Origin of the sequence: Streptomyces sp. NRRL S-337, assembly GCF_000720175.1 — a bacterium.
GTDB classification, from domain to species: domain Bacteria; phylum Actinomycetota; class Actinomycetes; order Streptomycetales; family Streptomycetaceae; genus Streptomyces; species Streptomyces siderophoricus.
This window is the reverse complement of record NZ_JOIX01000087.1, coordinates 14,001-40,080: the sequence shown is the minus strand read 5'-3', so window position 1 is coordinate 40,080 and position 26,080 is coordinate 14,001. Positions and strand designations below refer to the sequence as shown.

Sequence of the window (26,080 nt, the reverse complement as noted above, 5' to 3'; positions counted from 1 at the left end):
ATAAGAGACAGCCCCCGGGGGGAGCAGCCGCCGAACCCCTCAGCCCCGCCCCACCCCCGCAGCCCCGCCCCGTGCCTGACCAGTCAGCCCGTCCGCCGCCTCAGCCGCCACACCCGAAGCCCCAGCCGGCACGTCCGGAGCCCCGGCCGGCGCGTCCGGAGCCCCCACCTGCGCATCCGCCCTCTCGTCCGCCTCCGGGAGGAGGCCCAGGGCTGCGTCCTTGGCGGCTTCGGCATCGCGGCGGAAGAGGCGGAACCACATGAAGACCACGAAGCCGGCGAAGACGAACCACTCGCCGGTGTACCCGAGGTTCTGGAAGGCCTTGAGGTCCAGGCCGCTGCCCTCGGCGGCGGCCGGGGGGACGGGCTGCAGCGGGGCCTGCGGGTCGGTCAGAGTGATCCAGGCGTCGTAGACGTCGTACGGCACGATGTTGACCAGCGACGCAGCGCTGATCATGCCGAGCTGACCGTGCGGCAGTCCGCCGCCCGCCTGGACGCCGTCGGTGCCCTGGTTCTCGGAGGCCTGCAGCGCGCCGGTGACCGTCACCTCACCCTTGGGCGGTGCGGGCACCTTCGCCGTGTCGGCCTTCGCGTCGGCGTCACCGGGCAGCCAGCCGCGGACGACCGGGAGCGCCTTGCCGTGGTCCGTGCGCAGGAGGGTGAGGACGTAGAAGCCCTGCCGCTCGCCGTGCTTGTCCTTCAGCGTGCGGTCCGGTACGAGCAGTTGGTGCTCGGTGTCGTAGTGCCCGCGGGCGCTGGCCTGGCGTCCCGAGGTCACCTTGTCGACGGGCAGCAGACTGTCGAGGGGCCGGGCGGCCGCGGCCTTCGCCTGGGCCGAGCGGTCCTCCTGCTGCCGGTGGGTGTCGACGCGGTCCTCGAAGCGGCCCAGCTGCCAGCTGCCCATGAAGATGCAGAAGGGAATCGCCAGTACGGCGAAGACGTTGATTCCCCACCACCGCGGGGTCAGCAGGAACCGGTACACCCCATCAACGGTACGGGGCCCGTACCGCGAGGCCTCACCGCCCCCTCGCCGCCCGCTCACGGCCCACTCGACGGGCCCGACCGCGGCCCCCGCCTACGCCCCAGGCCACCACGGCCCCTACTCGGCCGCCACCGCCTCCGTGCGGTAAACCGTTCCGGCGCAGGCGTCGGCGATCTTGGCGTCGGTTGCGGCGGGCTCGCCGGCCTCCGGGGTATGGCTGAGAACGATCCCTCCGGACGCGGCTCCGCCGCCGCTGGCACCGCCGTCGTCGCCACCCGCCTGACCGCCGGTGTCCGTGCCCGTCGTGGCGCCCGCGTCCGGGGACTGCCCCGGATCCTTGGAGGGGTCGGGAGTGGGCGAGGGCCCCGGGTTGACGCACCCGGTCGGGCCGCCGCCGGCCTGCGGGATCCAGGCGAACTTCACCTCGTACGCCTCGCCCGGCTTGAGCACCAGCTGGTCGGGGGTGGTGGCCGGGTCGGGCAGACCGGTGGCCTCGTCGCCTGAGGTGTGGTCGACCACGTGGATGTGGTCGGGATTGGTGGACCCCTGCGCGGAAGCCACGACGACGGTGCCGCCGCCCTGGACGGAACAGGGCGTGGCGGACGTGTTGACCACCCGGAACGCACCGTAGACGCGGCCGTTGGCGTCCGCCGGGCCGACCTTGCTCGTTCCCTGACCGAGCTGGTCGCGCCCGCAGACCGGCGAGGTGACGTCCATGGTCTCGTCGGGGGCGGGGGTTCCGGCACCCGGGCCGTGGCCGGTGCCGTTCTTCTCCCTCGCCTTGCCCTTGCCCGCGGGTTGCCCGCCGCCCGGCTTGGCGCCGCCCTGGTCGGTCGGGCGCGGCCCGGCCTGCTCGGTGCCCTCGCCGTGCGCACCTCCGTCGGCGTCGTGGGCGCGCTGGCTGTTCGCGGCGTTGGCGGCCCGGTCGGGGGAGCCGTCGGCGAGGTTCGCGACGTGGAGCATGGCGGGGATCGACGTACCACCGAGCAGCAGTGCGGCGGCCGCGCCGACGACGGCGTGGCGGCGGCGCTGGCGGCGGGCGGGTACGGCGCGGCGCAGGTGGTCCAGGGCGTCCGGGGACGGTTCGAGGCCGCCGACGCTGGACTGCAGGAGGCGCCTCAGGTCGTCCTCGTCGCCGAAGCCGCCACCGAATCCGCCGCCGGTGGGGTGGCTGTGCCCGTGGTCGTCGCCGTCACCGTCGTCACCACTGCCCGCGGAGGCAGAACCGGCAGAGGCAGGAACCGCGGAGGCCGAGCCGTCGAACGCTCCGCCGGCTTGGGCATCGTTGTCGCGGACGCCCCCACGGGAGCGGGCATCACGGGCCTCGCCACCAGGGGACCGGGTACCACCGGCCTCGCCACCACGGGACCGGGTCTCCTCCGCCTCAGCCTCACGGGCCCGCGTCTCACGGTCCCGCACTCCCCGGTCGTACTCATGACTCTCGCGGGTTTCACGGCTCCCACAGGTATCGCGGGCCCCATGCCCCCCGCGAAGCCCTTGGGCGTCGTGGTTCTCGTGCTTCTCGTGCTTCTCGTGGTTCTCGTAGGTCTCGTAGCCGCCCCGACCGCTACCCTGCCCGCCACGCGGACCGCCGTCCCGACCGCCGCCCGGACCGCCGTCCTGTGCCTCGCGTACGAGGTACAGCCCCTGCGGCCCATGGCCCGACGCGCTGCGCGTGCGGTACCGGGCGTCGTCCACGCCGGCCAACCCGGTCGCCCAGCCCGGAACCGTGCGCCCGCCGGTCACGCCACCCGGACCACCCTCAGCACCGACTGAACCGCCTGAACCAACTGAACCAACCGGTCCGACTGAACCAACCGGCCCGATCGGACCGATGGAACCGCCCGAACCAACCGACCCAGCCGCACCCCACGCCCCAGCCGCGCCCCCCGGAGAACCCGCGCCGAACGGCCCGTACCGGCCGTACCTGTTGCCACTCATGCCGGAGCCTCCATCGCGACGCGGAGCGCCGCGATGCCCCGCGACCCGTACGCCTTGACCGAGCCGAGCGATATGCCCAGCGTCTGCGCCACCTGCGCCTCGGTCATATCGGCGAAATAGCGCAGCACCAGCACCTCGCGCTGGCGGCGCTGCAGCCCGCGCATCGCCTTGATCAGCTGGTCCCGCTCCAGCAGGTCGTACGCACCCTCCTCCGCACTGGCCATGTCGGGCATCGGCTTGGAGAGCAGCTTGAGGCCGAGGATGCGGCGGCGCAGCGCGGAACGCGAGAGGTTGACGACCGTCTGCCGGAGGTAGGCGAGGGTCTTCTCGGGATCGCGCACCCGGCCGCGCGCGGAGTGCACCCGGATGAAGGCTTCCTGTACGACGTCCTCGCAGGAGGCGGTGTCGTCGAGGAGCAGCGCGGCGAGACCGAGCAGCGAGCGGTAGTGCGCGCGGTAGGTCTCGGTGAGGTGGTCGACTGTGGTGCCCACGGCCATCGCGTCGTCAGTGTCCCCACGCTGAGAAGGAATCTGCGCGGGACGCGTGGTGGGCCAGGGCGCGATCACTGGCATGCCCCCGACTGCACGGGGCCGCTGCGGACGCACTGCCGCGCCTGCCGCGCCCGCCGGGGCGATGGTGAATCCGAGTACCTCTGCCACGCCTGTTGGACACGCTTCCCCCTATAAGGGTTGTACGCGCAAGGCACCGCTTTTGACGATGCATCAAATGCCCTCATGCGTACCAGCTCTTCCCGAATGCCCCATTTATCCAATTGAGTTCGCCCTGACACCCGAGGGCTCACATGTGCAGACCCGCAGGCATCCCGAACCACCCCCCTCGGGATGGCCACAAAGACGCTCCCCGCCGAACTGCCGGTTGCAGTGTGGCGGGGAGCGAATGGTCGAACAGATCGTCAGCCCAGATCAAGAGGTACGGACCAGCGATTCGCTCACAGGATCTTCACACGTCCATCAAAGTATCCCCCAGACGGTCGGCCCGCCACGGCCAATCCCGCCAAGTCACCCCTTCACAAGGCCGAGTGACAACCTCCGCCGGGCCGACCAGCGACCCCCACCGGGCCGAGCTCCGAACCCAAAACCCCAGAAGCCCCAAACACCACAAGGGCGCCACATGGGCACCATGCGGACGGCACACGGACAGCACACGGGCACCGGGGAGGGAAACCTACCGACACCTACCCCCGCGCGCCTCACTCCGCCCGCGCGCCCCGCTCCGCCCGAGCCCCCCGCATGCCCGACATCTCCCGCAGCTCCCCCGCCACCAACTCCCCGATCTGGGCCGTATTCAGGGCCGCGCCCTTGCGGAGATTGTCGCCGCACACGAACAGTTCCAGCGCCCGCGGATCGTCCAGGGAGCGCCGTACGCGTCCGACCCAGGTGGGGTCCGTGCCGACGACGTCGGACGGGGTGGGGTATTCGTCCTCCTCGGGGGCGTCGCACAGCACGACGCCGGGGGCCGCCGCCAGGATCTCGTGGGCGCCGCCGACCGTGACCTCGTTCTCGAAACGGGCGTGGACGGTCAGCGAGTGGGTCGTGATCACCGGCACCCGCACGCAGGTCGCGGCGACCGGCAGGTCGGGCAGTCCGAGGACCTTGCGGGACTCGTGACGGACGTCGAGCTCCTCCGAGGACCAGCCGTCCTCCTGGAGCGTGCCGGCCCAGGGCACGACGTTGAGCGCGAGCGGCGCCGGGAACGGCCCCAGGGTGTCGCCGACGGCCCGCCGTACGTCACCGGGCGTGGCGCCCAGGTCCGTACCGGACACCGCGGCCAGCTGGGCCCGCAGCGTCTCGGCGCCGGCCCGGCCGGCCGCGGAGGCGGCGTGGTACGAGGAGACGATCAGCTCGCTCAGTCCGTACTCGGCGTGCAGCGCACCGAGCGCGACGATCATCGCGAGGGTGGTGCAGCCGGGGCCGGCGAGAATGCCGCGCGGGCGCACCCGTGCCGTGTGCGCGTTGATCTCGGGGACGACCAGCGGCACGTCCGGGTCCCGCCGGAACGCGCGCGAGGAGTCGATGACCACCGCGCCCTTGGACACCGCGACCGGCGCCCACTGCGCGGCGACCTCGTCCGGGACGGCGAACATCGCCACGTCGATGCCGTCGAAGGCGTCCTCGCTCAGCGGAAGGACCTCGACCTCCGCGCCCCGTACGGTCAGCTTGCGGCCGGCCGAGCACGGGTCGGGGTCCCCCCTGCCCGAACGCAGTGGAGGACTCGAATGGGGCTCCCCCCTGCTCGAACGCAGTGGAGAGCTCGGGGGAGCGATCAGCCGGATCTCGCCCCAGATGTCGGCCCGCTCGGACAGGATGCCGAGCAGGACCGAGCCGACGGCGCCGGTGGCACCGACGACGGCGAGATCCGGCTTGCCGGCCGGCTCCCGGGCCGTGCGGGTGTCCGCCCCCGCCGTATCAGCGAGGGACGGACGGCCCGCCTCGGCCGGAATCATCGACCGGTGCCGCCATAGACCACGGCCTCGTCGCTCTCCGAGTCCAGACCGAACGCGGTGTGCACGGCGCGCACGGCCTCGTTGACGTCATCGGCGCGGGTGACGACCGAGATGCGGATCTCGGAGGTCGAGATGAGCTCGATGTTCACGTCGGCGTTCGACAGCGCCTCGAAGAACGTCGCGGTGACGCCCGGGTTGGTCTTCATGCCCGCGCCGACCAGCGAGATCTTGGCGATCTGGTCGTCGTAGCGCAGCGAGTCGAAGCCCACCGCGGCCCGGGTCTTCTCCAGGGCCGCCACGGCCTTGCGGCCCTCGGCCTTGGGGAGGGTGAAGGAGATGTCGGTCAGACCGGTCGACGCGGCGGACACGTTCTGCACGACCATGTCGATGTTGACCTCGGAGTCCGCGATCGCACGGAAGATGCGCGCGGCCTCGCCCGGCTTGTCCGGGACTCCGACGACCGTGACCTTCGCCTCGGAGGTGTCGTGTGCGACGCCCGAGATGATTGCCTGCTCCATCGGCTGGTCCCCTTGCGGTTCGTTGCTGACCCACGTGCCCTGCAGCCCGGAGAAGGAGGAGCGGACGTGGATCGGGATGTTGTAACGGCGTGCGTACTCGACGCAGCGGTGCAGCAGCACCTTGGAGCCGGAGCTGGCGAGCTCCAGCATGTCCTCGAAGGAGATCCAGTCGATCTTCCGGGCCTTCTTGACGACCCTGGGGTCGGCGGTGAAGACGCCGTCCACATCGGTGTAGATCTCACAGACGTCGGCATTCAGCGCGGCGGCCAGTGCCACCGCGGTGGTGTCCGAGCCACCGCGCCCCAGCGTGGTGATGTCCTTCTTGTCCTGGGACACGCCCTGGAAACCGGCGACGATGGCGATGTTGCCCTCGTCGATGGAGGCCTGGATACGCCCCGGGGTGACATCGATGATCCGTGCCTTGTTGTGCACGGAGTCGGTGATGACACCGGCCTGGCTACCGGTGAAGGACTGCGCCTCGTGACCGAGGTTTTTGATCGCCATCGCCAGCAGGGCCATGGAGATCCGCTCTCCGGCGGTCAGCAGCATGTCGAACTCGCGCCCCGACGGAATCGGGGACACTTCCTGCGCGAGATCGATCAGCTCGTCCGTCGTGTCGCCCATCGCCGAAACCACCACGACAACCTGGTTGCCGTTCTTCTTGGCCTCGACGATTCGCTTGGCAACGCGCTTGATGCCCTCGGCATCCGCAACGGATGAGCCGCCGTACTTCTGCACGACAAGGCCCACGTGCGCTCCTCGCAACTGTCTCTTCGGGAGTTTCCTCCCGGACCCCCGGACATGGGGGTACTGCGGTCGGCTCAGTCTAACGAGCAAGCGGAGTCCGCCCTGCTGTTATCACATGGTGAGACGCGTCCGTGAGACGGACCGTCCGCGCCGTACGTCGGGAGACGCCCGGCCCACCGCGTGATGATCTCCCGCCGGTCGGTTCCGCGTGGCGCACCGTCGCGCCCGCTCGGCGAGCACATGCCCGCTACGGGCCGGTACACACGGAAAGGTAACCCAGGTCACAGCCACCGGCCCGGCAGCCGGCTCCCGCGGGCTCAGGTGCCCCGCAGCTCCCGCAGCCCCAGCGGCCCGGCGATCTCCGCCGCCATGACCTTGCCGGCCTCCTCCGCGAGCCGCTCCTCGTCACCGTCGCCGTTGACGCCGCTGTCGGTGTCCAGCCCGTCCAGCTCGTCCAGCGGCTGGTCCAGGCGTACGTGGGCGACCAGCGACTGCAGCGCCCGCAGGGCGGCCGAGGCGGTCGGGCCCCAGTTGGTCAGGTAGGAGAACTGCCACCACCACAGCGCCTCGACGATCCGCCCGGCGCGGTAGTGCGCCAGCCCGTGCCGGAGGTCGGTGATGATGTCCGCCAGGTCGTCCGAGATCCGGCAGGCCACCGGCTCGCTGCGCGGCACGTACGGGTCGAAGACCTCGGAGTACACGTCCACCGGGTCGAGCAGGGCGGCGAAACGCTCCCGCAGGTCGTCCACGTCGGGCTCCGGCCCGGTGTCCGGCTCGTAGCGCTCGTCGGGGACGATGTCCTCGTGCGCGCCCAGCCGGCCGCCGGTGAGCAGCAGCTGGGAGACCTCCAGGAGGAGGAAGGGCACCGCGCTGTCCGGCTCGTCCCCCTTGGCGACCTCCGTGACCGCGACGATGAAGCTCTCGATCGAGTCGGAGATCGAGACGGCGAAGTCATCCGGGTTCTGTCGCGCGTTGTGCAGCGTGGCATCAGACATCGAGAAGTCTCCTCCCTTCGAAGGCCCGCCCGAGCGTGACCTCGTCGGCATACTCCAGATCGCCTCCGACCGGCAGACCGCTCGCCAGTCGTGTCACCCTCAAACCCATGGGTTTGATCATGCGGGCCAGATACGTGGCCGTGGCCTCGCCCTCCAGATTCGGGTCGGTGGCCAGGATCAGCTCCGTGACGGTGCCGTCCGCGAGCCTGGTCAGCAGTTCCCGTATCCGCAGGTCGTCGGGGCCGACGCCCTCGATGGGGCTGATCGCCCCACCGAGGACGTGGTAGCGGCCGCGGAACTCGCGGGTCCGCTCGATCGCCACGACGTCCTTGGGCTCCTCCACGACACAGATGACCGCCGGGTCACGCCGCGGGTCCAGGCAGACCCGGCACTGCTCCTCCTGCGCCACGTTGCCGCAGACGCTGCAGAACCGGACCTTCGCCTTGACCTCCATCAGCGCGTTCGCGAGCCGGCGGACATCGGTCGGCTCGGCCTGAAGGATGTGGAAGGCGATCCGCTGCGCGCTCTTGGGACCGACGCCGGGCAGCCTGCCCAACTCGTCGATCAGGTCCTGGACCACGCCTTCATACACGGAACGTCTTCTCTCTCTTCTGCCGTGCTGCGTACGCTAGTTGGCTACTCCTCAGAAAGGGAGACCGGGGATTCCTCAGAAAGTGAGGCCGGGAATGCCGCCGCCGCCCAGACCCTGGGCGAGCGGACCGAGCTTCTGCTGCTGGAGCTGCTGGGCCTTGGCGTTGGCGTCCCGGACCGCCGCGAGCACGAGGTCGGCGATCGTCTCGGCCGTCTCCTCCGCGGAGTCGGTGTCGACCGCCTTGGGGTCGATGACCAGGCCCTTGAGCTCACCGGAGCCGGTCACCGTCGCCTTGACCAGGCCGCCGCCCGCGGAACCCTCCACGGGCGTCTCCGCCAGCTCCTGCTGGGCGGCCGCAAGGTCCTGCTGCATCTTCTGGGCCTGCTGGAGCAGCTGCTGCATATTGGGCTGACCACCGGGGATCACGACGTGACTCCTGCCATACGACAACGATTGTGCGGTAGCCCGAGCCTACGTGTTTCGACGCCCCTGCGCCCTACGCCGCAGGGAGGAGCACAGGTGTACGTCCCGTGTACATGCGCCTCTCCGGCCACACACCGTCACGACCCCTGACGCACCGCTCCCCGTGCCGTGCGTCTGCCCTGTGTTCTGCCGTAGTTCTGCCGTATCTCCTGCGGTATGTCCTGCTGTCCCTCCCGCCGTTTCCCGGCCCACGCGTCGCCGTCCTACTCGTTGTTGAACTCCTCGATCACCGTCGCGCCCAGCTCGCGGACGATGAGGTCGTGCCCGCTGAGCGCGGAGTCGACGAGGTCGGGGTCGTCCTCGGCCGGCATGTCGTACTCGATCGACATCGGCGGGGGCTCGGGGGTGTACGAGGGCTCCGCGGCGGGTGCGCCCGGGGCGCCGCCCGCGGACGCGGACGGGGCCACGGCCTCCCGCGCCATCCGGGCCCCCTGGCCGCCCCCGCCGGCGCCACCACCTGCACCGCCGCCGGGGCCACCGGCGGGCCCGCCGCCCTGGCCGTACGAGCCGCCGTACGCCCCGCCGGACGCTGCCGGCGCCGCCGGTCCGCCCTGCGAGGACGGTGCCTGGGGTGCGGACGGCTGCGCCGGCGCACCGCCGAAGCCACCGCCCCCGCTCCGGGGCGCGCCACCGGCCGGCGGATTGGCGCCGCCCGACGGGTCGACGATCGCCTCGACCCGCCACTGCACCTGGAACCGCTCGGCCAGGACGTCCTTCAGTACGTCCTCGCTGCCGCCGTTGGCGAAGCTGTCGCGGGCTCCGGCATTGGGGAAGCCGATCTGCAGGGTCGTGCCGTCGAAGCCGGAGACCTGGGCGTTCTGGCTCAGCAGGATCCAGGTGAAGCGCCGGCGGTCCTTCACCGCCTCCAGGATGTCCGGCCACATCTGACGTACCTGGGCGGCACCCTGCGCCGTCCCCGGAGCCGGTCCCCCGGCCTGCGGTGCGGGTCCTGACGCCCCACCGGGCGCGGACACTCCACCGGGCGCGCCACCGGCCGGGCCGCTCGCGGCGGGCGGCCCGGCGGGCGTCCTGCCGCCCTGCGGCGCCGGCACCTGACCGCCGCCCTGCCCCGGCGCCACGGCCGTGGGCCAGCCCCCGGGCTGCCGCGCCGCACCACCGCCACCGGCTCCGCCGCCATTGCTCGCGCCACCGCCGCTGGGAGCCGCACCACCGGAGGCGGCACCACCGGAAGCTGCGCCACCAGGACCGGCGCCGGCACCCACGCCTGCACCCGTGCCCGCACCGCCCCGGCCCGCCCCTCCGGGCCACGCACCTGGCCGCGCCGGGCCACCCTCGCGGCCATCGGCCGGCCCGCCGGCCTGCGGGGCCACGCCCTCGCCGCCCTGCGCGCCCCCCGCAGCCGGGGCGTCCGGCGCCGAGGGAGCAGCAGCGGGAGGAGCCGAGGGAGCGGCGCCCGCCCCCGTGCCCCGTACCGCGGCCCGCGCGGCAGCCGGTCCCGACGGGCCGCCGGGTGCCGGCATCGGCGGATGCGCCTCCGGACCCGGTACGTATCCGGCCGCGGGCCCGCCACCGGACGCCACGACGGGCACCGGCTCGGCCCCGAGGCCCGCCCCGGGGCCGCCGGGCACGCCACCGAGGCCGCCCGCGCCCGCGCCGCCCAGCAGCGCCGCGCCCGCGCCGCGCTCCAGACGGTCCAGCCGCGCCTGCACCGACCGCTCGTCGTCGTACGCCGCGGGCAGCAGGACCCGCGCACAGATCAGCTCCAGCTGGAGCCGCGGCGAGGTCGCGCCGCGCATCTCCGTCAGCCCCGTGTTGACCAGGTCGGCGGCGCGGCTCAGCTCCGCCGCGCCGAACACCGAGGCCTGCGCCGTCATCCGCTCCACGACGTCCGCGGGGGCGTCGATCAGCCCCTTCTCCCCCGCATCCGGCACCGCCGCGAGGATCACCAGGTCCCGCAGCCGCTCCAGCAGGTCCGCCACGAACCGGCGCGGATCGTTCCCGCCCTCGATGACGCGGTCCACGACCTCGAACGCCGCCGCCCCGTCCCCCGCGGCGAACGCCTCCACGATGGAGTCCAGCAGCGAACCGTCGGTGTACCCGAGCAGGGCCGTGGCCATGGCATACGTCACACCGTCGGCGCCCGCCCCGGCGAGCAGCTGGTCCATCACCGACATCGAGTCACGCACGGACCCGGCACCGGCCCGTACGACCAGCGGCAGCACCCCGTCCTCGACCGGAATGTCCTCCTGCCCGCAGACCTGTCCCAGGTACTCGCGCAGCGTCCCCGGCGGCACCAGCCGGAAGGGATAGTGATGCGTACGCGACCGGATCGTCCCGATGACCTTCTCGGGCTCGGTCGTGGCGAAGATGAACTTCAGATGCTCCGGCGGCTCCTCGACGACCTTGAGCAGCGCGTTGAAGCCCGCCGACGTGACCATGTGGGCCTCGTCGATGATGTAGATCTTGTACCGGCTGCTGGCCGGCCCGAAGAACGCCTTCTCCCTCAGCTCACGCGCGTCGTCGACACCACCATGGGACGCCGCGTCGATCTCGATCACATCGATCGAGCCCCGCCCGTTCCTGGCCAGGTCCACGCAGGACTGGCACGTCCCACAGGGCGTGGGAGTGGGACCTTCCTCACAGTTCAGGCACCGGGCCAGGATCCGCGCACTGGTCGTCTTGCCGCAGCCGCGCGGACCACTGAACAGATACGCGTGGTTGACGCGGTTGTTCCGCAGCGCCTGCTGCAGCGGATCGGTCACGTGCTCTTGCCCGATGACCTCGGCGAAGGTCTCGGGGCGGTAGCGGCGGTACAGCGCAAGGGACGACACGCTTACGACGATATCGGGCCCCACCGACAATCGACCGGCCCCGATCGACCGGACCCCGCAAACGCAAGCGCCCCTCACGCACCCGCCAGAGCCGACCTACCCTTGCTGCCTTCCGGCCCTGGGGGAGTTCAGTCAGATAGCGCCACGTGAGGGGCTGCGACCCACCCTAGCGGATCCCACCCCCAACCCACGAACCCGCGCCCCACCCCGCCCCTCCTCCACCCCCTCCCGGACCCCGCCCCCGGATCATGTTCGGAAAGCGTGTTGGGGGCAACCCCTCACGAGTTCGAATCTCGTATCCTCCGCCTGATGGAAGGCCCCGACCGGTTCGCCGGTCGGGGCCTTCGTCGTTCTCCCGTCTCACTTTCCGTCTCAGTTGACCGATAAGCCCCCGTCCGAGACCGCGGGAACCTACCGTGGGCGCACGGCGCGTAACGCAGGGGGACGGATGGGCATCAACAGAGCTGCTTGGGTGCTTGGCGTGGCTGTCGCGACCATCGCGCTCGGGGGCTGCGGCGGCGAGGCGCACAACGATCCGCCACAGCGTCCGAAGCCCACCAAGAGCGTCGATGAGTACGAGCAGACGTGGACGAAGCCGTACGCCGAGACCTCCTGTGGCGACTACCTGAGCAAGATGGACGATCACCAGAAGACCGTCGCGGCATTCGACATCCTCACCACCAAGCGCGGTGAGATCGGAGTGACCAAGAAGCCGGCCAAGTCCCTCGTCACTCGCTTCAAGGGCCAGACGATCCAGCTCTGCGGCACGAACGACAACGCCAAGCGGTCTCCGATCACGACCTGGGGTGACCTCATCTGGTCGATGAACGAGGACACCTACAAGTACTGACGGGCTGCTGCGCGTGTCTCGGCGCTGGCCTCAGGGGAGAGACCACCGCCGAGACACAGCGTCTACGCCTCCCCCTCCTGTGCCGCCTCACCCCATAGGGCGCCAGCGATCTGCTTGGCGACCTTCTTCAGAAGCGGGCCGGTGACGTGCATGTAGCGGGCCCGCATGCGCGCCGCCCCGCCCGGCTCCCACCCCATGATCGCGTCCACGATCACGTCGGGGACCCCGAGCAGAAGCAGCACCTGGGCAGCCGCGTGACGGGCATCATGCAAGCGCCCGTCGCGTACGCCCGCCGCCGCAAGTAGGTGCTTCCACTGGTGGTAGTCGGTGTTCGGGATGAGGGGCGCGCCGATCGGCGAGGCGAAGACGTACCCCGTGCCCTGCCACAGCTCCCCGGCCTCCTGCCGCTCCCGCTCCTGCTCTTCCCTGTGTTTGATCAGCAGCTTGATGATCGGGTCGGGGAGTCCGATGGTGCGACGGCCGGCACGGGATTTGGTGCTCTTGAACTCTCTCCGGACCTCCCGGCGATCCGGGCAGTAGCCGGCCTTCCGTTCGCAGGTGCCACCGCACCCGTGCTCGTACTTCGGCCGCAGGCGGTTCTTCCGGATACGGACGTACCCCGCCTCAAGATCGACGTCTTCCCAGTGCAGCCCGAGCGCTTCCCCCTGCCTCAGGCCAAGCGCCAGGGCGACCACCCACCGCGCGCTGTTGCGGAGCTTGGAAGCCTCGACGAGCAGGCTCTGCACCTCCTCGATCGTGAAGGGTTCGATGTCCTCCTCTTCGAGGCGAGGAGCCTTGGCGATCTCGGCAACGTTCGTGGCCACATGTCCGCGTCGTACTGCCTCGCTGAGGGCGGTGCGGATGGTCCGGTGGACGTGGTGGGCAGTACCGGCCGAGCTCCCGGAGTCCTGCATCTTCCGGTAGAAGCGCTCAAGGTGTTCCGGCTCCAGGCGGTCCAGCTTGTGAGCGCCCAGGCCGGGGACGAGGTGTACGCGGACATCGACCTCGTACCCGTCGTACGTGTTCTCGGAGACGTATGGCTTGGCGATGTTCTCGACCCAGTGCTCAAGCCAGCTGTGCAGGGTCCAGCGCTGACCCGGCTTCCTGAGCTTCTTGGCGTCGCGCGCCCGCTCCATCTCGCGGACGGCCTTGGTGACTTCGGCACGGGTCTTCCGCTCGATGTGGCGGCGATCCGGCTTGCCGTCATCGCGAGTCCCGACGGTCACCCGACCGTGCCATTTGCCGTCCTTGCCGAGGTAGATGGAGGAGGCACCGTTGGGCTGACGTGTGCGGTTGTGCTCCGGCATCTCAGCCCCCTTACGCGGCCACGGCCAGGCCGCGGAGCTTGCCCACGTACGCCGGCACAGCGTCGGCTGGGATACGCCGAAGTCGTCCGACGGTCACGGATTCGATCTCGCCGTCCGCGACGAGCCGGAAGCACGTCGTACGACCGATGCGCAGGCGTCGAGCGGCCTCCTCGACGGTCAGCAGAACCAGCGTGGGGCCGATGTCGTGCTGTGCGTTCACTGGTCTGTCCTTTCGCCGTGGAGTTCCTGGAGGGCTTCTCGGGCGGTCTCACGGTTGAGTTGGATGTCGCGGGCGATGGTGGCGGCGAGGGCGGACTCGCCGGGGGTGTGGCCGTGGCCGACGTACTGCCAGTCGGTCAGGACGAGGACGGTGTCCGGCTCCGGGGCTTCGAGCCCGAGGGCTTCACGCTCCTGGGCCGCGCGGAAGTCGGCGCGGGCCGCGCGGAGCTCGCCGAGGGTGGTCGAGTAGCGGCGGGACTTGGAGGAGAAGTGGCCGCGGAAGCCGAGCATGTGAGCCCAGGCCCAGAGGCGGCGGTCCGGGTAGAGCGGGTCCAGGTTCTTGCATGCGGTGATCAGGCAGCGGGTGTGTTCGGGGAGCCTGTGGCGGTCCAGCTCGGCGAGTTCGCCGATGCGCCGGTCCAGAGTGCCGGTGGTCTCGGCGGCCTTGGTCGCGTACTTCGCCACGTAGGAGGCCACGGCCTGTTCGGTGATGTCGGAGCCGTCGCCGAACGCTTTGACCGGCCGCACGTCCAGCTGCTTGCCCCAGCGGAAGGTCCGGGTGGGCTGGTCCCCGGAAGCCGGGGACGTGACCGAGGTGTAGGGGTGCGTGACGGCGGCTCGGATCGCCTCGGACAGCAGGTCGATGCTCGCCCAGGACGGAGGTGGTGATCCGGGCCCGTGCGGTCCGTCGATGCGGATCACCGCGTGGAAGTGAAGGGCGCCGCGCCTCTGGAACTCGGCGACCTTGCCGTAGGAGACGCGGGCCGATTCCTTGAGGTCGCGTTGGGTGAGGCCGGCGCGGGCGGCCAGTTCGCGGCGGAGTCGGGTGGTGAAGCGTTGCCAGAGGTCGCCCGCGTGGTTGTTGAACAGGACGGCGGCGGCGTAGTCGTACGTGTCGGGGTCCAGGGCGGTGCCGAGCGCCGGGTCGTCCGTGCGGTGTTGTGTGCCGCAGCGGCAGGCGCCTCGGTCGGGCCGGTTGTGCACGGGGCCGAAGGAGGGCGCGGTGAGGGTGGTGAAGACGCGGGGGTGTTCTCGGACGGTAGCGGGGATGTCGCGGCGGTCGTCTCCGGCCAGGCCGGCGCGGATCAGGTGGTAGGTGTCCCCGGCGTAGGTCCAGGCGCAGGCGGGGCAGCGGGAGGCGCGACGGTTGCCGCAGGCGAGGCGGAGGCGTCCGCCCGGTTCGCCTGCGGTGGTGTAGCGGTGCAGGGTCTCGCCGGACGTGCGGTCCTTGGTGACGGTCCAGCCGGCGAGGTGGATCGGGTCGGAGCAGCCGCCGGTGCGGCGGATCTGGTCGGCCCAGCGGTCGTAGTCGGGGGCCGAGGCCACCCTCAGTAGGTCGCCGAGGGTGGTCGGGTCGAGGAGAGGGGCAGGCACGGGCGACCTCCCGCGTACGCGGGTGTGGTCGGTCATGATGGGGGTTCCTTCCGGATCTGCGGTTCGGACAGGAGCACGGCGCCCGGGCGGCGGAGACTTGGCGGTTGAGGCCGCCCGGGGGCCGGTCAGCGGTGCGTACGCCCGGAGGCGAGCAGCGAGCGGAGGACGACCGCGCAGACGGCGACGGACGCCCCGCTGATGGCGACCGCGAGGAGCATCGAGACCAGGACGGCGCCGACGACCAGGACCACGGCCGCGCCACCGCCGACGAGGGCGAGCGCGGTGGTGGGTGTGAGCTGGACCGCGGGGCCGGGCGAGGACTGAGCGACGGGGGCCGACGGCGTGGTCTGCCGCACGATGGCGGTCGGTTCGGCGGTGGGAGTAACGACGAGCCCGGTGGGCGTCGGGTTAGTCGGGACCTTGGGGCGGAACATGAGGGCTCTTCCTTCCGCGGACGTGGGCGTTACTTGACGGCGGTGTCGATGACGGGGGCCAGAAGGCTGTCAGCGAGCAGGTAGCCGCCCAGCAGGAGCACGGCCACGAGCCACCAGGGCGGGCGGATGAGCTTGATGCCGAGGTAACCGACGGCGATCAGGGCGAGCCAGAGCGGGACGTTCATGGGGATTTCCTCAGTCGGTCAGCGGACGGTGCAGCGGTGGGTGCGGGCGGCGAGCTGGGCGGCCGAGCGGCTGTTGAAGTCGGCGGACCAGCCGCAGCGGTCGGCGGTGCAGACGGCAGCGTGCTTGGTGTGTCCGTAGCGATCGCGGTAGGTGCCGATCTGTACGGGGCCGATCCGCATGACGGAGTGGAAGTGGTCGCGGGCGGGCATGGTGGATTTCCTTCCTGATCAGGTGAGTTGGGCGGCGATGGATTCGGCGAGCTGAGGCGGGACGCCGAGGCGGGCCCGCAGGGTGTCGGTGTCGATTCGGTCTCCGGTCCGGGCGCGGTGCTCGTCGGCGACCTTCCGGGCGTGGGCGACGAGGGCGGCTGGGACGGGCGCAGGTGCCGGTGCGGGTGCGGGTGCAGGCCGGGGCGTTTCGGCGGGCAGTGCAGCCGCGGGGCGATCGGCGGATTCCGATTCGGGCGGACCGGCCGCAGGCTCCCCGCCCGGAACCGATACGGGTTTGGGGGCCGGGGGCGGAGTCCCGTCGGCCAGCGAAACGGGATCGGCGGCTTCAGCTGCGTGTCGCGTATGGGCCAGCAAGGTCCCGCCGAGGAAGGCGAGTGCCGGCCATCCGGCGATGCCGAAGCGGAGCCAGGCGGGCGGGTGCCGGAGATCGAGGAATCCGGCGGTGGCGACATTGGCGCCGAGCGACGCCACCAGGGCGATCAGGAACCAGCACCAGGCGAGCCGGGACGGTCCGCCGCCGCGGAGCCGCCGCCAGGCCACGACCAGCAGCAGGTCGACGCTGATCGGGTAGGCCCACGCCTTCCAGCCGTCCTGTCCGGCAGCGGCGGCTAGGTCGTGAAGGTGGGCGAAGGAGAGCGCTCCGGCGATGACGGCTTGTACGAGAACGGGGTCCGGGCGAATGCGTCCCATGACGGTTGTCCTTCCGGAATCTGGCATGGAGGGGGTAGGGACTTGGCGCGTCGAGGTAGCGCCGACCTATGGCGGGGAGGGTCAAGCAGTCGCGGTGGACGCCTTGTTCAGCGTCAGAGCACCGGAGGCCGACGAGGCGACGGCGGGCCGGAAGGGCGCGAGCGCGGGTACGTACGGCGTGCGGTCGGCGTACTTGTTGCAGAGGTTGACCGCCGCGCGAAGCGAGGTATGCGGGGCGCGGATGCGTGACCAGCCACCGGTCGAGTCACCGGCGACCGCAACGCCGGGAGCGTCCGCGGGAATCTGGATGGCCGCCAGTACGGCGTCCGGCGAGATGTCACCGAAGGCCATGTTGGCGCTGGTCTCGTCGTTGACGCGGTGCGCGGTACGTCCGGTGAGTTGGGCCCGGAGCATCGTGATGCCCTTACCGAGCTCGGAGCCGAAGCGCTGGCCGCAGATCTCAAGGTAGATGCCGGCGGCGCGGCCGAGCTGGGCCAGGCGGACGAGCGCGGTGATGATTCGGTCCCTGCGCTTCTCCTCCTCCTTGGAAGCGAAGAGCGCGAGTTCGGCCACCTCGTCCACCAGGACGACCACGGGAGGAGGCCGCAGGTCCTCGGCCAGGTCCCAGATGTCGGCGGCTATCTCCGCATCGGGGACGTCCACGCTGATGCGCTGCTGTTCGCGCACGAGTTGGTAGACGGACTCCATGTGCGACACCAGGGCTTCGAGCAGTTCGAGGGCGGTGTCCTGGTCGCTAGCGAGGGCGGAGAAGCGGCGAGCGAGCGGGAACAGCTCCACTCCCTGCTTGCAGTCGATGCCGACGAGCGCGACATCCTGAGCGGCGAGGCCGGCCACCAGGTTGCGCTGGTAGACGGACTTGCCCGACTCGGTGGCCCCGAGCGTGAGACCGTGCGGAACGGTCCGGTAATCGCGGTAGTGGACCGATCCGTCCTCGCGCAGTGCGACGGGTATCCGCATCGGAGCGCGGTCGATCTTGGCGGGCATCTGCACGCGCTTGAGCACGTCGTAGCCCGTCATTCGCAGTTCGACGACGCCGGAGCGGATCTCCCGGGCGGTGACGCCGTACATCCCGAAGGAGTGCCGCAGCCGGTCGGTGGCGGCAGAGACGTCGAAAGCGTCCTGGCCGGGCCGGAGTTTGAGCCGCAGGACGAGCCCCGTACGGGTCGGCCGGAGACGCAGGATGCGTGGGGCACGCGGCTCGGGGGCCGGGCGATCGGTCATGCGGGAGAGCGCGAGCCGCCAGCGCGACGGCGGGACCGTCAGTCCACAGGCATCCATGACCGAGGCGTACCGGACTAAGACCCGCAGCGCGGCGAGGGCGACCCCGAAGGTCATCCAGTACCAGGCGGGGCGTCGCCACCGCAGCACGAGAGCGGTGGCGACGACCAGCAGCAATACGACCGCAAGGCGGGCCATGATCAGGCCGCCTCAGCCTGGGGGCCACCGGCGGCGAGGGACGTGACGGCCACGGCGCGGAAGGCGATGCCGTGCCGCTTCTGCCCGTTGAACTCGTTCTCCCACGGCCGGGCGATCAGGCCGGTGAGCGCCACCGGCACGCCCATGCCCAGCTCGCCGGAGATACCGGTCTCGGGGACGGTGACGGAGAGGATCTCCACCTCGTCGTTGGCCGCGAACATCACGTCCACGGTCATCAGCTTCGCCCCGGTCTCGACGTCGAGGGCGACCTCACCGGTACGGCGGTCCTTGACCTTGATCTGCGGCTGCTTCGCAACCATCACGGTCGCGGCGGAGGTGTCGACGGGGATCTGACGCACTACGGATCACTCCTCTACAGATGACGAACTCCGCCACTCATGTACATGAGTGACATGAAGAAGAGTGCCCCACTCCTGTACATGAGTCAACCCGCCTCGACGAAGAAGTCGGGGCGGGCTGAGGGGAGTTGAGCGAGCGTCAGTCCGTGGCAGGGACGCGGTAGCTGAAAACGAACTGGTCAGCCGCCATGAGGGTGTCGCAGACCTCCACCACGCGGCCCTCGGTGGTCAGCGCCTCGCGGACGAGATGTACGACGGGAGCACCAGGACTGAGAGCGAGCTCGGACGCCTCCGCCTTCGATGCTGGCCGAGCCTGCAAGGTCTCCACGAATTCGGCGAACTCGTGCCCGTTGTCTTCGAGTCGGGCGTAGATGCCGCCACCGCCGGGGTTCTCGGCGAAGAGCTCAGGGATGTCCTTCACGACGTCCCACGGCAGGTACGAGCTGGCCGTCTCGACCGGAGTGCCATTGCGGAAGTAGAGCCGCCGGCGAGCGAGGACCTGAGCACCGGGCTCGACTCCGAGGCGCTCGGCCACATCCTCCGGGGCCTCGACGGGGCCGATGTACAGAACGCTGACCTTGGCCGTGGCTCCCGACTGCGCCGACTCCGCCAGATACGCGGCCTTGCCACCCTGCCGGTGCGAGCGGCGGAAGCGGTCGGAGGAACGGTGCCGTACCGGCGGTCGGTCCTTCACGATCGAGCCCTTGCCGTGGCGGGTCTCCACCAGACCACTCGCGCGGACCTCCACCATCGCTTTCCGGATCGTGCCGCCCGCGACGCCGTACCGCTCGACGAGCTCTGACTCGCTCGGCACCATGTCGCCTGGCTTGAGAACGCCGGCCCTGATCTGCTGCACGATGTCGTCGGCGATCTGCACGTACCGAGGTACGGCCTTACCCCCTCCTACCGCGGTTCCCATAGCTCTTCCCATCCTCCTATGCTCCTGTACATGAGTAACAGCGCCGCGAAAGCCCAGTCAACGCCACTGCACTCCGTGTCCGTGGCCGGGGTCGTGGTCCGCGAGGACGGCAAGCTCCTCACGATCCGGCGGGCCGACAACGGCGCTTGGGAGCTCCCGGGCGGAGTACTCGAACTCAACGAAACCCCGGAGGCCGGCGTACGGCGCGAGGTCTGGGAAGAGACGGGCATCCACGTCGAGGTCGACGAGCTCACCGGGGTCTACAAGAACACGACGCGAGGCATCGTCGCCCTGGTCTTCCGCTGCAAGCCGGTCGGCGGCGAGGAACGAACCTCCAGCGAGTCGACGGCAGTCACCTGGCTCACGCCAGACGAGGTGGCGGGGTCCATGTCCGAGGTCTACTCGATCCGATTCCTGGACGCCCTGGACGGAGCAGGCCCTCACGTACGAAGCCATGACGGCAAGCGCCTGACGCCGGTGCGATAGAACTTTCCCTACTTCATCAAGGCGGCTCGCTCACGCTCGCCGCGCGCGGCACGACCCCCGGCCGGGCCTGCGCTCCTGTCTCCGCCCCGCTCCAGCCCGGCCGGCGCCCGTGCCGCGCACCGAGCAATCAGCCGCCTGATGTCAGAGAAGGGGTACGTCGTGGCTGGGGCGGTCGGCTCCACGGCTTTAGGCAGCCACTTTGGGGCGAGCCTCTAAGATCATGGCCCCAACGTCGTGCTTTACCGGGCAGGTCCACAGACTGCCCGACGCGCCATCAGCTTACGGGGCCATGATCACTCGCCCCAAAGCAGCTCCAGCCCAAAGCCGCTCCGCCGACCTCACGCAGATTACGTCAGCCTTTCTCACACAGTCAGTCGCCAAGTCAACTTCCCTTGTAGCTACCGCCATCCTCCCCAGTGGCGCAAGGGTGCCAGTGGAGTAACGATGGCATTAGGAAGTGAGTGGCAGCAACCACGAACGCGTTGGACCACCGAGGTGCCTGATGACTCACTCCGACACTAGTAGGCCAGTCGTCCTGCTCGTTCACCACGACGCCGAGACTCGACGAGACCTCACCAGCGATATGAACGTCTGGTGTGACAGCAGCCTCGAGATACTCCCTGCAGCTAACGACAGAGAAGCCTATGACTGGATCACCAGTAAGAAGGATATTAGCGAGCGCTTGGCTGCCGTAGTAGCTCACGAGGGATGCGAATTCAATGTGAGGGAATTCCTCCTAGGGCTCAGACCCAACGCCCCTGGTACAGCATTGGCCATCTTGACATGCAAGGAAAACAATGCCCTCGACAAGGATATATTTGAATTCAACGAGGCCCCAGAAGTGCTCGAATTGGCCCTCGAAGAGCTATTCTTCGCCTGGAATCCGACCGATCCACTTTTGGAGATTCACGGCCCTAAAGAGGGTCACGAAGAGCGAGCATTTCGACACTTCCTCTATCTTAACGGAATACCTTACAGATGGGATGGCGAATCAAACTCCACGGAAGTTGAAGTGCGTATACAAGGGCACCTATTCCCGGGGCCCTTCCCGCCTAGCCCTGGAGAAATCTACACCGCACTGGGAATGATCCCGGAACCGCAGCGGCCGCTAGACTATCCATACGACCTCGTAATTGTGGGGGGAGGTCCGGCCGGCTTGTCCGCAGCGCTGAGCGCGAGCGTCAATTACGGACTTCGGCCACTAGTGATCGAAAGTAAACGACCTGGTGGAACAGCTGCTACATCGATTAACCTAATCGAGAACTACCTCGGATTCCCTGGCGGAATTAGTGGCACCAATCTCGCCAAGCTGGCACTACAGCAAATGAGGGATCTCGATATCGACTGGCGCCCCACAATGACGGCCCGAAAGCTCATGAAAGAGGATCGTGGTAGATATCGAATTCAGGTGGGTGACACTGTCGAGGAATTCATTTCGGCAGGTATGGTTCTTCTGGCATGTGGAAAGGTAGAACTGCGCTTGCCGCTTCCGTCAGAGGAGCGCCGAATCGAGACAGGTCTACTTAATCGAGGGATTTATTACGGCGCTCAGATCTGCCACCGCGATCCGGGCAATCACGTCGTCATCGTTGGAGGCGGAGATTCTGCGGGACAGGTCGCCCTTCTCCTCGCAAAGAGGGGTAGCGCATCCGTCACCATCGTTACACCCTTTGGGCTCACTATGGCGAAACCGCTGGCGCGGGAAGTGAGGCATAAAGTCAATGTTCTTCCACATCATGAGGTATCAGGTTTCCTGGGCGTAGAGCACCTAACGGGTGTGAAGGTTAGAGACAGGGAGAGCGCTGAAGCACCTACAACCCTTGCCGCATCCTCGGCCTACATCTTGATTGGCGGCGAATCGAATACAAAGTGGCTTCGCGAGAGTGAGGAGAAGGTCGAATTGAGCGAGGAAGAAAGTGTCAAGACAGATGTTTACTTGGAGTACGGCCATCTACCTCGAATGCTCTCCGTATCATCTCCATTGAAGCGTCTCTCCCAGCTTACACGGTACCCTCGCGGTATCCGTCGATTGCGACGGAAACCTTATACCTTTGAAACTAATCTACCGGGAGTGTTCGCGGCAGGGGACGTTCGCGTCGCCGCATTGGGGCGCGTCGGGCAAGCAGTTGGACAAGGAGTGGCAGCCGTTGCCTCAATGGATCGATATCTTAACGAAAAACACCGGCATCGCAGCGTTCTTGCGGACCCCACAAGTGTGGCCTACATGCGACATCGAATACTGGAGAAGATGAAGTAATCACATCCAAGCGCCGCCCAACACGCTGCCGATCTCTCCCGGCGCGAGTCTTCGTGCAGCTGGGCCGGTCGTAACCTCGGCATTGTTGACCACTTTTACGCGGTCAACAATTGCTGACTGCGGAAGATTTCCTGAAATCAACAGGAATATAGAGTCCCGCCCTCGAGCAATCCCAGGACTACAGTCGGAGGTCCCAGGTGTCTCCATGGCGCGGAGCTGGTGATTGAACTGAGTGAGCCCCGGCGGGTCTAATCAAACGGTAGAGGAGCCCCAGATTCAGTATGGGGCTCCCCTACCGTTCGCTTTGGCGCTGCTAGCCGAAGGATGCCGCCGGCAGCTGAGGGCCTTCGTCGCCCGCCTCGCACTCGGGAGGAACTGTGGGCGGGAGGCGGTGACCGCGGCTGATCGCTACGCGACGTACGTCACGCAACGCACCAGCCATGTCCATCACCAGCAGCCGTAGCTCGTTGGGCCAGTCCTCCCTGTCACTGAGCACTTCGAGCGCGTGCTCTCCGAGCTCGGCTGCGATGTCCAGCTGCAACTCCTCGGTGTTGTCAGCCAGGCGGGCGAGAAAGCCGCCGCGGTCATCGGTGCTCAAGAAGCAGGGCCTGCCGTCGGGGCCTGACCACGGGAGGAGTCGCAGCTCGTTGTGGGGCGTCATTGTCCGCTCGTCCTCTGGTGGGGCATGTAGTGGGTGGTGAAGAGTGCGTCGGCGCGGTCGCCGGGGAGCACCAGGTGCGCGGCCTCGACCACGCGTCCCGTGTGGTCGGACGCCACTCGCGTGATCGCGAGCACTGCCAGGGCCGAGCTGATTCGAAGGGTCGTCGTTTCCTCCTGTGTCGGAGGGCGAGCGCTGATTCGCTCCCGGACCTCGGCCAGTGGTGGGCGGAGTTTTGCCAGCTTTGCCTCAACGCCCTCGTAGGAGTGCGATTCGGCGGGAACGTCAGTCGGCGATAGGTCGCGGGGTACGTAGATGCGGGCGAGGCTGTGCACTGCGTTCCCCTGGTGACTGAGGCAGTGGAATTCGGTCAGGGGGCTACTTGCCGACACCCCTAGCAGGCCGATCAGTTGACCGTGCGCCTGGAGGTTGGTGGCGCGGATGCTGACGCATAACGCCGACTCAGCCGAGGGCTCCGTCCTGGGTGTCAGACCGCCCCCGACGTAGGTGATTCGGCGGAGGGGATAGCGGATGAAGTTGCCCTTGCCGTGGATCTTCTCGACGAGCCCCTCACCGTGGAGGACCGCAAGGGCGCTTCGCAGCGTCGCTGTGCTGACCTTGTAGTTGGAAGCTAGCTGTGCCTCGGAGGGGAGACGTTCGCCGGCCTTGAACCGGCCGGTCGAGATCTTGTTTCGGATGTCATCGGCGATGGTGTGGCGGAGAGAGGGCACGGACCGCATCACCACCTTCTCAGCGTTCGTAGGGCTACGAGCCGAGTCCGGGAGTGCATGGTGAGAAGTTCGCCCGACTCGAACCACAGGCGCTTCGCTCCGCCGGGAAGCTGGAGCAAGTCGGTGACGCGGCACGGGCAACCGCCGATCTGGATGACGTCGCCGCGCTGCACGCTGGCAGATGTGATCTCGATGGGGGCGGCGACCGCCGCACCATTTGGTGTCCGGCCCCTCACTGAAGGCCATCCGTTCGGTCAGCGCGGGCGGCCGCTGTGTGGCAGGAGCAGTTGCACGCCTCATAGACCACGGGGATGCCGATCGGGGCAATCGCAGGAGAGGAATGCGCGCACTCGCAGTGCGTACCCATGCGGCAAGAACTGGACTGGTAGGTAACGGCCTTCGTGTGGGTCACGCCGAGCCGCTTACGAGGAGGCATCAGAGAGCCTCCGCCGTCGCGTGCCAGTGGAGCGCAAGGCGATCACGAGGGGCGGCCGCCGGCTGGACGGGCCTCGGGGAATGGTGGCGCCGGCCCAGCATGGCGGGCCTCTCATCGGTCTGCGAGACGGTGTGGCAGATACGGTTGAACACGCTGATCAGCTCCTATCGCTGATGGCCAGGCCCCCGGACATCGCCCGTCGCGGGGGCCGCTGTGCGTACGGCCGCCCATAAGGTGCGGCCGTTCAAGCTGTTGGCGAGAAGCCCGAATCGATCGGCCTCTGCCACGGCTTCCAAGAGCTCCCGCCACGACTCGGCGGCGAGCGATTCCGGTACCTCCGCTTCGATCGACGTGTGTCGGGCGTGCTGTTCCACGCGCGGGGTGAGTCCGACGGCGGACAACCGGGCTGCGATGCCTTCGGCTCTTGCTTCCGCAGCAGGCACAGAGCAGCCTCCGTCGTCGGGCGATCACTTGGAGTAAAGCTAGTTAACTAGATTAGAGCTAGTGGACTAGATTTTCCATATGCCTGAGCAGCCGCCGTACCTCCGCATCGCTGACGAACTACGGCGACGGATCGCGGAGCATGAGTGGGCGCCGGGAGACCGACTCCCGTCACGAGCCCAGATCGGGCAGGAGTGCGGCGTCGGGGAGAACGTGGTTCGTCGGGCTCAGGAGCTGCTGATCTCCCAGGGAGTGCTGGAAGGTCGCGCCGGCTCCGGCACGTACGTCGCCGCTCCTCGTCAGCGCGTACGCGTGGTCCGCTCGTCGGCACGCGAGCAGCCTGACGGCTCCCCGTTCCGCGCGGACATGAAGGCCGTGGGCAAGCAGGGAGATTGGGAAAGCCGGACCGAGGCGAAGGTGCCGGCACCGGCTGAGATTGCCTCGCGCCTCGGTATCGACGAGGGCGGCCTGTGCGTCCGCACCGTGTACGAGTTCCTCGCCGACGGCAAGCCGGTGCAGTTGTCGACGAGCTGGGAACCGTACGACCTCACGGGCGGCACGCTCGTCGTCCTCCCGGAGGGTGGGCCGCACGCCGGTGTAGGGGTGGTGAACCGCATGGCCGAGATCGGCATCACGGTCAGCCACGCTGTGGAGCAGCCGGAGCCGCGGCAAGCAAACGCCGAGGAGGCGTCGCTCCTCGGCATCCAGAAGGCCAGCCTGGTCACGCACATTCGGCGGACTTACTACAGCGACCAGGGTCGGCCCGTGGAGACGGCAGACATCATTGTCCCCGCCTCTCTGTGCGAGATCGTCTACGAGATCCCGATCGACGACAAGTGATCAGACGACTAAGGCGAGAATATGACTCCCGCCCGCGAAACCGAATCAGGGACGTACGGGCTCGCATGGGAACAGCAGACGGCCAAATTGCTCCCTCAGTAACGCCTCAGAGCTGTCTGCATAGCCTCAACCAACCTGCTGCGGGCCTCACCTACAGCTCGCCACGCTATTAGATACTCGTCCGAGCCCGCGTCGTGACCGGCAACCACGGCATCATGGAAGTCGAGCACCGCGAGGGTGGCTTGGCGGGCCCTGTCAAGGACCAGCTGCGGCGCAACCAACTCCAGTTGGTGCTGCGCGGTATACACGCCGTACTCGCTGACCGCGATGTGGCCCCTACCGATACGAACCTGGGAAGGCTCAGCCCGAGTGAAGGCGTCACGGGCTTGAGCGAGGGCGCCCAGGTATTCCATGAATGAGGTGCGTAGCGCGTCGCGGTCCCTCTCCGATCTCTCTCGGCGCCACCGGACACGGTCGGCAACAAGCGTGCTGACCACGCCAAGGACCGTACCCACAGCCGTCGCCACAACTGCTGTCCACTGCATATCCGCCCCTAAGTTGTATGGAAGGTGCACTCGCCAAACCTTTGGGACTGGAGGCATCCCCCTGCTGCAGGGGATTAATCCACTTACGGCGCGGGTCAGACACGGCAGGGAATGGTCCCTAAACCGCATTAATTGCAATCACTGATTTGACTGTGCGCCATGGTTGGC

Annotated in this window: 28 protein-coding genes and 1 other RNA gene; 4 read left to right on the top strand and 25 right to left on the bottom strand. The window is 68.7% G+C overall.

The features are described from left to right. Nucleotides 1-39 precede the first annotated feature (39 nt). The 10 genes from IG62_RS0135495 to ffs form a co-directional block, all read right to left on the bottom strand. Complete coding sequence (locus IG62_RS0135495) at nt 40-981, bottom strand: SURF1 family protein (RefSeq protein WP_030813368.1); 942 nt, start codon at nt 979-981, stop codon at nt 40-42. A 117-nt stretch (nt 982-1,098) separates the two neighbouring features. Continuing rightward, nucleotides 1,099-2,400, bottom strand: coding sequence for a hypothetical protein (locus tag IG62_RS49270; protein WP_234326877.1), 1,302 nt, complete (start codon nt 2,398-2,400; stop codon nt 1,099-1,101). Nucleotides 2,401-2,918: 518 nt separating this feature from the next. Beyond that, complete coding sequence (locus IG62_RS0135480) at nt 2,919-3,581, bottom strand: SigE family RNA polymerase sigma factor (RefSeq protein ID WP_199812566.1); 663 nt, start codon at nt 3,579-3,581, stop codon at nt 2,919-2,921. A gap of 551 nt (nt 3,582-4,132) precedes the next feature. Next, entirely contained in the window at nt 4,133-5,386 is a 1,254-nt protein-coding gene (locus IG62_RS0135475) for an aspartate-semialdehyde dehydrogenase (protein WP_078872453.1), read from the bottom strand. Beyond that, entirely contained in the window at nt 5,383-6,654 is a 1,272-nt protein-coding gene (locus IG62_RS0135470; protein ID WP_030813352.1) for an aspartate kinase, read from the bottom strand. The genes IG62_RS0135475 and IG62_RS0135470 overlap by 4 nt, the downstream gene beginning before the upstream one ends. A gap of 314 nt (nt 6,655-6,968) precedes the next feature. After that, the gene (locus IG62_RS0135465; RefSeq protein WP_030813349.1) at nt 6,969-7,646 is read right to left on the bottom strand and encodes a DUF5063 domain-containing protein; all 678 of its coding nucleotides are present in this window, start codon (nt 7,644-7,646) and stop codon (nt 6,969-6,971) included. Continuing rightward, complete coding sequence (gene recR, locus IG62_RS0135460; protein WP_030813346.1) at nt 7,639-8,238, bottom strand: recombination mediator RecR; 600 nt, start codon at nt 8,236-8,238, stop codon at nt 7,639-7,641. Before recR ends, IG62_RS0135465 begins: the two co-directional genes overlap by 8 nt. A 75-nt stretch (nt 8,239-8,313) precedes the next feature. Then, nucleotides 8,314-8,664 (bottom strand): YbaB/EbfC family nucleoid-associated protein, encoded by a 351-nt coding sequence (locus IG62_RS0135455; protein WP_078866577.1) that lies wholly within the window; start codon nt 8,662-8,664, stop codon nt 8,314-8,316. A 260-nt stretch (nt 8,665-8,924) separates the two neighbouring features. Beyond that, complete coding sequence (locus IG62_RS0135450) at nt 8,925-11,513, bottom strand: DNA polymerase III subunit gamma and tau (protein WP_030813343.1); 2,589 nt, start codon at nt 11,511-11,513, stop codon at nt 8,925-8,927. A 60-nt stretch (nt 11,514-11,573) separates the two neighbouring features. After that, an RNA gene (ffs, locus tag IG62_RS43830) (signal recognition particle sRNA small type) lies at nt 11,574-11,672 on the bottom strand. Nucleotides 11,673-11,994: 322 nt separating this feature from the next. On the opposite strand from ffs, the gene IG62_RS0135445 reads away from it, so the two are divergent. Then, nucleotides 11,995-12,363, top strand: a complete 369-nt coding sequence (locus IG62_RS0135445; RefSeq protein ID WP_030813340.1) for a hypothetical protein — start codon at nt 11,995-11,997, stop codon at nt 12,361-12,363. Between the two features lie 62 nt (nt 12,364-12,425). Here IG62_RS0135445 and IG62_RS0135440 read toward each other — a convergent pair whose 3' ends face one another. From IG62_RS0135440 to IG62_RS0135395, 10 genes are all read right to left on the bottom strand, one after another. After that, nucleotides 12,426-13,670: a tyrosine-type recombinase/integrase gene (locus tag IG62_RS0135440; RefSeq protein WP_037840121.1), complete on the bottom strand. Its 1,245-nt coding sequence runs from the start codon at nt 13,668-13,670 to the stop codon at nt 12,426-12,428. Between the two features lie 10 nt (nt 13,671-13,680). Continuing rightward, on the bottom strand, nt 13,681-13,890 hold the full coding sequence (locus IG62_RS0135435; protein WP_030813334.1) for an excisionase family DNA-binding protein: 210 nt from the start codon (nt 13,888-13,890) through the stop codon (nt 13,681-13,683). After that, nucleotides 13,887-15,299, bottom strand: a complete 1,413-nt coding sequence (repSA, locus tag IG62_RS0135430; RefSeq protein WP_030813332.1) for a replication initiator protein RepSA — start codon at nt 15,297-15,299, stop codon at nt 13,887-13,889. Before repSA ends, IG62_RS0135435 begins: the two co-directional genes overlap by 4 nt. 89 nt (nt 15,300-15,388) lie before the next feature. Further along, nucleotides 15,389-15,697, bottom strand: a complete 309-nt coding sequence (locus IG62_RS0135425) for a hypothetical protein (RefSeq protein WP_030813329.1) — start codon at nt 15,695-15,697, stop codon at nt 15,389-15,391. Nucleotides 15,698-15,726: 29 nt separating this feature from the next. Continuing rightward, nucleotides 15,727-15,882 carry a hypothetical protein gene (locus IG62_RS46755; protein ID WP_107053102.1) on the bottom strand — a complete coding sequence of 52 codons (156 nt, stop codon included), beginning with the start codon at nt 15,880-15,882 and terminating at the stop codon, nt 15,727-15,729. A gap of 18 nt (nt 15,883-15,900) precedes the next feature. Further along, entirely contained in the window at nt 15,901-16,092 is a 192-nt protein-coding gene (locus IG62_RS0135415; RefSeq protein ID WP_030813326.1) for a mobile element transfer protein, read from the bottom strand. Between the two features lie 18 nt (nt 16,093-16,110). Further along, nucleotides 16,111-16,803 carry a DUF2637 domain-containing protein gene (locus tag IG62_RS0135410; RefSeq protein WP_030813323.1) on the bottom strand — a complete coding sequence of 231 codons (693 nt, stop codon included), beginning with the start codon at nt 16,801-16,803 and terminating at the stop codon, nt 16,111-16,113. Nucleotides 16,804-16,884: 81 nt separating this feature from the next. After that, entirely contained in the window at nt 16,885-18,240 is a 1,356-nt protein-coding gene (locus IG62_RS0135405; RefSeq protein ID WP_030813320.1) for an FtsK/SpoIIIE domain-containing protein, read from the bottom strand. 2 nt (nt 18,241-18,242) lie between these two features. After that, nucleotides 18,243-18,599, bottom strand: coding sequence for a hypothetical protein (locus IG62_RS0135400; protein WP_030813317.1), 357 nt, complete (start codon nt 18,597-18,599; stop codon nt 18,243-18,245). A gap of 139 nt (nt 18,600-18,738) precedes the next feature. Further along, nucleotides 18,739-19,518 (bottom strand): GntR family transcriptional regulator, encoded by a 780-nt coding sequence (locus IG62_RS0135395; protein WP_030813314.1) that lies wholly within the window; start codon nt 19,516-19,518, stop codon nt 18,739-18,741. Nucleotides 19,519-19,536: 18 nt separating this feature from the next. Here IG62_RS0135395 and IG62_RS0135390 point away from each other — a divergent pair, with 18 nt between their 5' ends. Together IG62_RS0135390 and IG62_RS45615 are read left to right on the top strand one after the other, a co-directional pair. After that, nucleotides 19,537-20,004: an NUDIX hydrolase gene (locus tag IG62_RS0135390; RefSeq protein WP_030813311.1), complete on the top strand. Its 468-nt coding sequence runs from the start codon at nt 19,537-19,539 to the stop codon at nt 20,002-20,004. 502 nt (nt 20,005-20,506) lie between these two features. Continuing rightward, nucleotides 20,507-22,261 (top strand): NAD(P)/FAD-dependent oxidoreductase, encoded by a 1,755-nt coding sequence (locus IG62_RS45615; RefSeq protein ID WP_078872452.1) that lies wholly within the window; start codon nt 20,507-20,509, stop codon nt 22,259-22,261. Nucleotides 22,262-22,574: 313 nt separating this feature from the next. Here IG62_RS45615 and IG62_RS0135385 read toward each other — a convergent pair whose 3' ends face one another. The 4 genes from IG62_RS0135385 to IG62_RS49260 form a co-directional block, all read right to left on the bottom strand. Next, a complete protein-coding gene (locus tag IG62_RS0135385) occupies nt 22,575-22,859 on the bottom strand; it encodes a hypothetical protein (protein WP_324604667.1) in 285 nt (94 codons plus the stop codon). 59 nt (nt 22,860-22,918) lie between these two features. After that, nucleotides 22,919-23,659 carry a GntR family transcriptional regulator gene (locus IG62_RS0135380; RefSeq protein WP_078872451.1) on the bottom strand — a complete coding sequence of 247 codons (741 nt, stop codon included), beginning with the start codon at nt 23,657-23,659 and terminating at the stop codon, nt 22,919-22,921. After that, nucleotides 23,659-23,886 (bottom strand): hypothetical protein, encoded by a 228-nt coding sequence (locus IG62_RS50335; RefSeq protein WP_078872450.1) that lies wholly within the window; start codon nt 23,884-23,886, stop codon nt 23,659-23,661. The genes IG62_RS0135380 and IG62_RS50335 overlap by 1 nt, the downstream gene beginning before the upstream one ends. Nucleotides 23,887-24,250: 364 nt before the next feature. Then, nucleotides 24,251-24,529, bottom strand: coding sequence for a hypothetical protein (locus IG62_RS49260; protein ID WP_078872448.1), 279 nt, complete (start codon nt 24,527-24,529; stop codon nt 24,251-24,253). A 79-nt stretch (nt 24,530-24,608) separates the two neighbouring features. Here IG62_RS49260 and IG62_RS0135375 point away from each other — a divergent pair, with 79 nt between their 5' ends. Then, nucleotides 24,609-25,367 carry a GntR family transcriptional regulator gene (locus IG62_RS0135375; protein ID WP_030813300.1) on the top strand — a complete coding sequence of 253 codons (759 nt, stop codon included), beginning with the start codon at nt 24,609-24,611 and terminating at the stop codon, nt 25,365-25,367. Between the two features lie 95 nt (nt 25,368-25,462). Here the strand turns inward: IG62_RS0135375 and IG62_RS0135370 are convergent, their stop codons facing one another. Beyond that, entirely contained in the window at nt 25,463-25,864 is a 402-nt protein-coding gene (locus IG62_RS0135370) for a hypothetical protein (RefSeq protein WP_234326876.1), read from the bottom strand. Between the last annotated feature and the right edge of the window lie 216 nt (nt 25,865-26,080).

What these genes read in the sequence shown, in the direction of transcription:
- IG62_RS0135410 (WP_030813323.1), bottom strand. Translation starts at nt 16,803, where the DNA reads ATGGGACGCATTCGCCCGGACCCCGTTCTCGTACAAGCCGTCATCGCC.
- IG62_RS0135465 (WP_030813349.1), bottom strand. Translation starts at nt 7,646, where the DNA reads ATGTCTGATGCCACGCTGCACAACGCGCGACAGAACCCGGATGACTTC.
- IG62_RS0135415 (WP_030813326.1), bottom strand. Translation starts at nt 16,092, where the DNA reads ATGCCCGCCCGCGACCACTTCCACTCCGTCATGCGGATCGGCCCCGTA.
- IG62_RS0135375 (WP_030813300.1), top strand. Translation starts at nt 24,609, where the DNA reads ATGCCTGAGCAGCCGCCGTACCTCCGCATCGCTGACGAACTACGGCGA.
- IG62_RS46755 (WP_107053102.1), bottom strand. Translation starts at nt 15,882, where the DNA reads ATGAACGTCCCGCTCTGGCTCGCCCTGATCGCCGTCGGTTACCTCGGC.
- IG62_RS45615 (WP_078872452.1), top strand. Translation starts at nt 20,507, where the DNA reads ATGACTCACTCCGACACTAGTAGGCCAGTCGTCCTGCTCGTTCACCAC.
- IG62_RS0135475 (WP_078872453.1), bottom strand. Translation starts at nt 5,386, where the DNA reads ATGATTCCGGCCGAGGCGGGCCGTCCGTCCCTCGCTGATACGGCGGGG.
- IG62_RS0135405 (WP_030813320.1), bottom strand. Translation starts at nt 18,240, where the DNA reads ATGGCCCGCCTTGCGGTCGTATTGCTGCTGGTCGTCGCCACCGCTCTC.
- IG62_RS0135390 (WP_030813311.1), top strand. Translation starts at nt 19,537, where the DNA reads ATGCTCCTGTACATGAGTAACAGCGCCGCGAAAGCCCAGTCAACGCCA.
- IG62_RS0135380 (WP_078872451.1), bottom strand. Translation starts at nt 23,659, where the DNA reads ATGCGGTCCGTGCCCTCTCTCCGCCACACCATCGCCGATGACATCCGA.
- repSA (WP_030813332.1), bottom strand. Translation starts at nt 15,299, where the DNA reads ATGACCGACCACACCCGCGTACGCGGGAGGTCGCCCGTGCCTGCCCCT.
- IG62_RS0135395 (WP_030813314.1), bottom strand. Translation starts at nt 19,518, where the DNA reads ATGGGAACCGCGGTAGGAGGGGGTAAGGCCGTACCTCGGTACGTGCAG.
- IG62_RS0135440 (WP_037840121.1), bottom strand. Translation starts at nt 13,670, where the DNA reads ATGCCGGAGCACAACCGCACACGTCAGCCCAACGGTGCCTCCTCCATC.
- IG62_RS0135425 (WP_030813329.1), bottom strand. Translation starts at nt 15,697, where the DNA reads ATGTTCCGCCCCAAGGTCCCGACTAACCCGACGCCCACCGGGCTCGTC.